Origin of the sequence: Streptomyces sp. NRRL WC-3549 (assembly GCF_000721935.1) — a bacterium.
Taxonomy (GTDB): Bacteria; Actinomycetota; Actinomycetes; order Streptomycetales; family Streptomycetaceae; genus Streptomyces.
In genome coordinates this window covers 44,796-45,535 of record NZ_KL585405.1, presented here as the reverse complement: position 1 = coordinate 45,535, position 740 = coordinate 44,796, and the positions used below count along the sequence as shown (strand labels likewise).

Here is a 740-nt window from a genome sequence, read left to right as displayed (position 1 = left end):
CCGCCGCCGCCTGCGCCTGCCCGGACCGCCCCGGAACGTCGGCGCGTACAGCACGACCTTCCGGTGGTCGTCCAGGCCCAGCCGTGCGGCGAGCGGCCCGCGGGGCAGCCGCCCTTCCGCCTCGTCCCTGGCGCGCGCCGCGAACAGGACGTCGTTACGGGGGTATCCGGTGCGCAGCAGCGTCCGTTCGGGCAGCCGGTAGGCGCGGGCGAGGGTGCGCACGTCGTGCTCGGAGCGGACCAGGAAGTGGTCAAAGCGGTGGACGGCGTGCTGGAGCCGCTCGCGCTGCGGCGCGTTCTGCATGCGCACCCGCCGCTCGTCGAAGCCCATGCGCTTGTACGCCGACCCGTGCCACGTCTGGAGGTAGGTCGTACCGGACGGCTTGCGCAGGTGCTGCGGGAAGCCCTGGTTGTCCACCCAGTACTCCGCCCGGGCCAGCGCCCACAGGTACCGCCACGACCAGCGGCGCACCAGCCGCTCCCCGGCCGGGAACCCCTCCGGGGAGCCGTCGTGGGACCAGACGCAGCGCAGAGGCAGCCCTCTGCGCCGTACCTCCTCGTGGACGGCCCGGGGACTGTCCCCGTAACAGGTGCCCATGTGGCTCTCGAACACCACGGAGCCCCTGCGGACGGGCAGGCGCAGGAACCAGGAGTGGTAGACGGAGACCTTGAGGCCCCGGGAGCGCAGCCGGTCCCGGCGCCTGCCCAGGGCGCGCAGCAGTGCCTGTCTCTTATACACAT

1 protein-coding gene is annotated in these 740 nt (G+C 73.1%); it reads right to left on the bottom strand.

What is annotated here, in order from left to right; all coding sequences use genetic code 11:
- Window positions 1-740 (bottom strand): CDP-glycerol glycerophosphotransferase family protein (locus IH13_RS0118200; protein ID WP_199814730.1); only part of this gene is annotated, 740 nt, incomplete at both ends.